General features: G+C 72.8%; 6 protein-coding genes. 3 read left to right on the top strand and 3 right to left on the bottom strand.

Translation table 11 applies throughout. The features are described 5' to 3' along the window. Positions 1 to 297 precede the first annotated feature (297 nt). From ACFV7Q_RS38135 to ACFV7Q_RS38125, 3 genes are read right to left on the bottom strand one after another with little or no spacing between them, the layout of a single operon-like run. Positions 298 to 924: a TetR/AcrR family transcriptional regulator gene (locus ACFV7Q_RS38135; RefSeq protein ID WP_385435540.1), complete on the bottom strand. Its 627-nt coding sequence runs from the start codon at positions 922 to 924 to the stop codon at positions 298 to 300. A 29-nt stretch (positions 925 to 953) separates the two neighbouring features. Further along, positions 954 to 3,044: a YhgE/Pip family protein gene (locus ACFV7Q_RS38130; protein ID WP_385435539.1), complete on the bottom strand. Its 2,091-nt coding sequence runs from the start codon at positions 3,042 to 3,044 to the stop codon at positions 954 to 956. Then, positions 3,016 to 4,026: an ATP-binding cassette domain-containing protein gene (locus ACFV7Q_RS38125; protein WP_385435538.1), complete on the bottom strand. Its 1,011-nt coding sequence runs from the start codon at positions 4,024 to 4,026 to the stop codon at positions 3,016 to 3,018. Before ACFV7Q_RS38125 ends, ACFV7Q_RS38130 begins: the two co-directional genes overlap by 29 nt. Before the next feature lie 211 nt (positions 4,027 to 4,237). Here ACFV7Q_RS38125 and ACFV7Q_RS38120 point away from each other — a divergent pair, with 211 nt between their 5' ends. From ACFV7Q_RS38120 to ACFV7Q_RS38110, 3 genes are all read left to right on the top strand, one after another. Next, the gene (locus ACFV7Q_RS38120; RefSeq protein ID WP_385435537.1) at positions 4,238 to 4,720 is read left to right on the top strand and encodes an SAV_6107 family HEPN domain-containing protein; all 483 of its coding nucleotides are present in this window, start codon (positions 4,238 to 4,240) and stop codon (positions 4,718 to 4,720) included. A 73-nt stretch (positions 4,721 to 4,793) separates the two neighbouring features. Then, positions 4,794 to 5,552, top strand: coding sequence for a methyltransferase domain-containing protein (locus tag ACFV7Q_RS38115; protein ID WP_385435536.1), 759 nt, complete (start codon positions 4,794 to 4,796; stop codon positions 5,550 to 5,552). Positions 5,553 to 5,867: 315 nt separating this feature from the next. After that, positions 5,868 to 6,269, top strand: a complete 402-nt coding sequence (locus tag ACFV7Q_RS38110) for a DUF3040 domain-containing protein (protein ID WP_385435535.1) — start codon at positions 5,868 to 5,870, stop codon at positions 6,267 to 6,269. Positions 6,270 to 6,310 lie beyond the last annotated feature (41 nt).

Raw genomic sequence — 6,310 nt, 5'->3', positions numbered from 1 at the left:
GGCTCGATCCCCCCGAGCCCCGCCGCGCCGGCGTCACTGCACCACCGGGCCGCAGTCCCCCGTCCCGGTCATGGCGGAAGGCACCCGGTCCGCACCGGCCGCCCCGTGTCGGCGGTCCGGACCGGGCCCCGTTCCGTTGCCCCAGTCTGTCGTCCGCGCAGGTGGGGGCCCATCCGCACGGGTACTCATTTCCTCGGCTGAGTACGGGTACTCAGGCTCCGCGGCGGACCGGCGGCGGGCCCCACCAGTTCTACGCGGCGGGGCCCGCCGGCAGAACCGCCGATCGGGGGGCGGCGGTCAGCCGTTGCCGCTGACCCGTCCCCGCAGCAGCAGCGACAGCGCCGAGTGCACGTCGTCCAGCGACCGCTCGCGCTGGAAGGACTGCCAGTCCAGGGCGGCCACGAGGACCATCCCCACCAGCGCCGCGGCCGTCAGCGGCACGTCGATCTCCGCGCTGAGCTCGCCGCGCTCCACGCCCTCGCGCAGCACCGTCTCCACGACTGCCACCGCCTCCTGGCGGACCACCATCAGGGTGGACTGCCAAGTGCGGTTGGTCCGCCACAGTTCGGCCACGTAGAGCTGGGTGAAGGCGGGGTAACGGTCGATGAAGACCAGGCCGGCCCGGATCATCGCGTCGAGCGCCTCGATCCGGCTGCCGCCGCGGGACTCCGTCTCCTCGGCCGCCGCCCGCAGGGAGGCGGTGAGGAGTCCGACGCCGTGCCGCAGCAGCTCCTCGAAGAGCTCGTTCTTGCTGGCGAAGTTGTAGTAGACGGTGCCCTTCGCGACGCCCGCCCGCTCGGCGATCTCGTCGACCGTGGTCGCGGAGAAGCCCTGCTCGGCGATGAGGGTGACGGCCGCTTCGTAGAGCTTCTGGCGCGTCGCCTGGCGGCGGCCGCCGCCGGCGGTGGTGCTGCTGCTGTCCATGTGGCTGATTCTCACAGGTCGCACGGTCCCTACAGGCTCAGTTCGGGGTGGAGCCGGTCCATCGTCCACACCTGCTTGCCGCGGGCGGCGAGCGAGGTGAGGGCGAGGGCGCCCACGGTGAAGGCCAGCAGGACGGCGCCGCCCTGCCAGACGGGGGCGAGGTCGCCGCCGGTGATCAGGCGGCGCAGGCCCTCGACGATGTACGACATCGGCAGGTACGGGTGGATGGCGTTGAAGAAGCCCGGGCTGGTCTCGACGGGGTAGGTGCCGCCGGCCGAGGTCAGCTGGAGCATCAGCACGGCCAGGACGAGGATCCGCCCGGCGGCCCCGAACTTGGCGTTCAGCCACTGCACGATCGCCGCGAAGCAGCCGGTGACCAGGACCAGGAAGCCGATGGTCAGGGCCGGGCGCTCCATCTCCAGGCCGAGGCCCCAGTGCAGGACGGCCATCAGCAGGCCGACCTGGAGGGCGCCGAGGCCCGCGACGGGCAGCCAGCCGGCGAGCGCGATCCGCCAGGGGGAGGCGCCGGCGGCCAGGGCGCGCCGGTTCACGGGCGCGATCAGCATGTACGCGACCATCGCGCCGACCCAGAGGGAGAGCGGGATGAAGTACGGGGCGAAGCCGGTGCCGTAGTTGGGCGCCTTGTGCAGGGACTGGTTGGCGAGCTTGATCGGGTCGGCCATGACCTCGGTGCGGGCGTCGCGCTGCTGCTGGTCGTAGTCCGGGATCTTGCCGACGCCCTCGTGCAGGCCGTTCGCCAGTTCGCCGTTGCCGTCGGCGAGCTTGTACAGGCCGCCGTCGAGGCTGTGCGCACCGTCGCCGATCTTGCTGACGCCGTCGCCGATGGCCGCGGAGCCGTTGGTGGCCTTGATGAGGCCGGCGTGCAGCTGGGCCATGCCGTCGGCGACCTTGTGGGCGCCGTCGTTGAGGGCGTTGGCCTTGGCGACGGCGGCGTCGAGGTCGGCGGACAGGTGAGGGGCGTCCGCGGCCAGTTTGCGGGCCTTGGCCTCCAGGTCGGCGAGCTGCTTGCGGAGCTTGGTCAGGTCGCCGTTGGAGTTCTTGAACAGGGTGTCGACGTCGCCGGTGAGCTGGGACGCCTCCGCGGTGACGTCCTTGACCTTCTTGAGGTCGGTGCAGGCGGCCGGCGGCGTCTTGGCCGCGGCCGCGCCGGTGCAGTTGCGGGTGTGGGCGTCGGCGGCCACGGAGGCGGCCTGCTTGCTGACCCGGGCCGCGCCGGGGGCCCTCTGGGTGATCTTGTCGAGGTGGTTGTTCACGACCTTGGCGGTGTCCGCGACCAGCTGGGCGGCGTCGGCGACCTGCTTGGGGTCCTTCAGGAGGGGGCGGGCCTTGTCGGCGTTGCCGCTGATCTTGTCGGCGACGACCTGGGTGCCGTTCGCGACGTCCCTGGACCCCTTCTTCAGCTTCGTGGCGGCCTCGCCGAGCTTCTCCAGCCCGCCGGTGAGCTCGCCGTTCTTCTGCTCGACCTTGTCGAGGTTGTCCGCGATCTCCTTCGCGCCCTCCTGGGCCTTGGTCGCGCCGTCCTTGAGCTTGGAGGCGCCGTCGGCGGCCTCGGCCGTCTTGTCGTGCAGGTCGGAGAAGGAGACGAAGATCTTGTCGAGGAACTTCCGGGAGGCGTTCGTGGACGCCGCGGTGCGGACCTCGGAGAACACCGTGCGGGAGATCGAGCCGACGATGTAGTTGTTCGCGTCGTTGGTGCGGACCTGGAGGGCCCCGGTCGTCGGGTCGTCGCCGGAGCTGGAGGCGATCCTCTCGCTGAAGTCGGCCGGCATGGTCAGGGTCAGGTAGTACTTCCCGTCCTCCAGGCCCTTGGCCGCCTCCTTCGCGCTCACCTCGTGCCACTGGAAGGTCTTGCTGTCGTGCAGCTTCTTGGTGATGTCCGCGCCGGCGTCGAGGCGGTTACCGTCGACGGTGGCGCCCTTGTCGGCGTTGACCAGGGCGACGGGCACCTTGTCGAGGCGGCCGTACGGGTCCCAGAAGGAGCACAGGTACAGGGCTCCGTAGAGCAGCGGCAGCAGGAGCAGCGCGACGAGGGCGGCCCTGGGCAGCTTCCCCCGCCCGAACCGCTTCAGCTCAAGCGCGGCCAGTTTCGGCGAGCGCATCGTCCGCTCCCTTCGTGTCGTCGTCGGCCGTGTCGGCCGGGGTCTTCGCCTCGGTCTGCGCCTCGCCGTCGGCGCGGGACTCCGCCGCGGGCTTCGTCTCGGCCGTGCCGGTGTCCTTCGCCGCGTGCTCCGCGGTGTCCTTCCGGGCGGGCTTCGTCTCGGGCTTCGCGGCGGGCTCCGCCCCGGGCGCCGTCCCGGTCCGGGCCGCGGGCTTCGCGGCCGTCTCGGTCCCGGGCTTCCGGGCGGGCTCGGCCGTGGGCTTCGCGGCCGTCTTCGCCTCGGGCTCGGCGGGGGACGTGTGCAGGACCTGCACGCCGTCCGGGGCCTGGCTGCACACCGCCAGGACGGTGGTTCCGGCGTCGGCGATCGAGCGGAGCATGGCCCAGGCGTCGGCGCGCTCGGCGCCCGAGAGCTTGAGGTCGAGGTCGTCGAGGGCCAGCAGCTGCGGGGAGCCCATCAGGGCGATGGCCACGGACAGCCGGACCGCCTCCAGGCGGTCGAGGTCCCGGACGGAGGTGCGCGGGCCCTTGGGCAGCGAGTCCAGGTCCAGGCCGGCGGCGGCCAGGGCGGCGTCGATCCGGGCCGCAGTGGTGGCGCGGCGCTCGCCGCGGGGCCGCAGCAGGGCTCGGAGCGGGCCCTCGTAGCGGCGCTGGAGCAGGGCGCCCTCGCGGAGCTGCTCGGCGACGGTGAGGGCCTGGTCGAGGTCGTTGACACCGGAGACCGGGCCGAGGGCGGCCACCCGCCGGACTGCGGCCATCCGCTTCGGCAGTGGGTGGCCGGCGACCTCGGCGTGGCCCTCGCTCGGCTTCATGCGCCCGGTGAGGGCGAGGAGCAGGCAGGTCCGGCCGGTGCCCGAGGGGCCCACCACGGCGAGGAGCGAGCCCGGAGCGGCGTCGATCCCCACCCCCCGGAACGCCCAGCCGCGCGGGCCCTTGAGTCCGAAGTTCTCGGCTTTGACGGCCGCGCCGTGCGGGCTGTCCACGCCGACCCCCTCTCTTTTGAACTGACCGGTCAGTCCAAAAACTATCACCCGCCGCGGACACCCGCACGCCCGGCACCGGATACGACCCGCGGAACCCTCGAAATCGCAGGTCAGCGCGATTGTCAGTGGCAGACGTCACGATGGACCCACGGCACGGAACCAAGCGCCGGGAAGAGGAAGAGCAGCAGTACCCGATGACAGGAGGTTCGTCATGGCCACACCGTCCCCGTCCCCTGTCCACCCCATCCCGCGCAGGTCGGCAGCCCCGCCGGCCGCGCTCGACCTGCTCGACAAAGCCCGCGACGGCCTCGCCGAGGCCGCCGGGCTGACCCGCCCCAACGAGCGCTACGCCACCGCCCACCTCGCCGCCCTGCGCACCGCCGCGGCCGTCCTCGCCGCCCGCGCGCGGCCCGAGCCGGCGCACCCGCGGCGCCGGCCCCGCATCCGCAGCGCCTGGGAGGTGCTTCCCGAACTCGCGCCGGAACTCGCCGAGTGGAGCGCCCTGTTCGCCTCCGGCGCCGCCCGGCGGGCCCGGGCCGAGGCGGGCATACGCGACGCGGCGAGCAGCGAGGACGCGGACTACCTCCTGCGCGCCGCGTCGATGTTCCTGCGGCTGGTCGAGCGGATGCTCGCGCTCCAGCCGGTGGCGCAGACCCTGCCGCAGCCCCGGCCGGAGCGTCCTGACGCGGGATGAGCTGCGGGACTGCCGGAGGCAATAGGGTGGGACCCGGTTCACCCGCCCTTACCGCGCCGAGGAGTCATCAGCCGTGTCGGACACTTCCCGCCCCCGTGCCTCCCTCCGCACCGCCGTGGTGTGGGAGGTCCTCAAGGAGGCCCTCGACCGCCGGGTGAAGGCGACCGGGAGGGACGTGCTGGACGTACTCGACACCGGCGGCGGCACCGGCAAGTTCGCCGTACCGGTGGCCCGCCTGGGCCACCGGGTCACCGTCGTCGACCCCAGCCCGAACGCCCTGTTCGGCCTGGAGCGCCGGGTCTCCGAGGCCGGCGTCGCCGACCTCGTCCGCGGGGTGCAGGGCGACGCCCAGGGCCTCCTCGACGTGGTCGAGCGGGAGTCGTACGACGTGGTGCTCTGCCACGGCGTGTTGGAGTACGTGGACGACCCGGCCGAGGGCGCGGCCAATGCGGTGGCGGCGCTGCGCCCCGGCGGCACGCTGAGCCTGCTCGCCGCCGGCCTCGGCGGGGCCGTCGTCGCCCGCGCCCTCGCCGGCCACTTCACCGAGGCCCGCACGGCCCTCGCCGACCCGGCCGGCCGCTGGGGCTCCGGCGACCCGATGCCGCGGCGCTTCACCGCCGAGCAGCTCACCGAGCTGGTCGCCGGGGCGGGGCTGGACGTCGGCGCGGTGCACGGGGTGCGCGTCTTCGCCGACCTCGTCCCCGGCGTGCTCGTGGACACCGAGCCCGGTGCGGTCGAAGCGCTGCTGCGCCTGGAGGAGGCCGCCGCCGAGCTGCCCGCCTTCCACGCCATCGCCACGCAATTGCACGTACTCGGTGAGAAGCACGCCTGAATTCCCCCCGCCCGTGGAACCGGGAACCGGCGGCCGTTTCCGCCGGTCCTTCCGACACCCTCCGCCGCGCGGGCCTGCGCCGTATGATCGGGGGACGGGACCGGCATGGCGGACGGACCGGTGGGGAATAACGGCCTCACGGACCGCTCCCCCGGCGCGGTTTCGAGCAGTGCTTTGTTGTGGGGCAGTGCCTTTCCGGCAGTGCATTTTTCGAACCTGGCGTGGAGGGCGGGTATCACGGGGGCGATTCCCCGCCTATCCTGAAGGGGACCCCTGGTCGCTACCCCCCGCGACCGAAGGATGAGGAGGACTCCCGTGCCGCTCTCGGAGCACGAGCAGCGAATGCTCGAGCAGATGGAGCGAGCGCTGTACGCCGAAGATCCCAAGTTCGCGACAGCGCTTGAGGGAAGCGGACTGCGTACGTACACCCGGCGACGGGTCTACCAGGCAGTCGCAGGCATTGTGGTGGGTATCGCGCTCCTCATGACCGGTGTGATCATCCCGAACGTACTGTGGGTCAGCGTGGTGGGCTTCCTCATCATGCTGGGCTGCACGGTCCTCGTGGTCACCGGTTGGCGCAAGGCGCCCAAGCCTGGCGAGCACCCCGTCTCCGGAAGTGCAGGCGGTTCGGCCCACGGCCGTAACCGGCAACGTCGGTCGATGATGACCCGCATCGAGGAGCGGTGGCAGCGCCGCCGCGACGAGCAGGGGCACTAGGCCCCGCACGGACACGGGCGAGGGGGCGGCTGCCGACCGGC

It is taken from the genome of Streptomyces sp. NPDC059851 (assembly GCF_042732005.1).
Lineage (GTDB): Bacteria > Actinomycetota > Actinomycetes > Streptomycetales > Streptomycetaceae > Streptomyces.
This window is presented reverse-complemented; position numbering and strand designations above follow the sequence as displayed.

Bases quoted from the DNA above. Each gene is read 5' to 3' on its own strand.
- ACFV7Q_RS38120 (WP_385435537.1), top strand. From the start codon at position 4,238: ATGGCCACACCGTCCCCGTCCCCTGTCCACCCCATCCCGCGCAGGTCG.
- ACFV7Q_RS38130 (WP_385435539.1), bottom strand. From the start codon at position 3,044: ATGCGCTCGCCGAAACTGGCCGCGCTTGAGCTGAAGCGGTTCGGGCGG.
- ACFV7Q_RS38135 (WP_385435540.1), bottom strand. From the start codon at position 924: ATGGACAGCAGCAGCACCACCGCCGGCGGCGGCCGCCGCCAGGCGACG.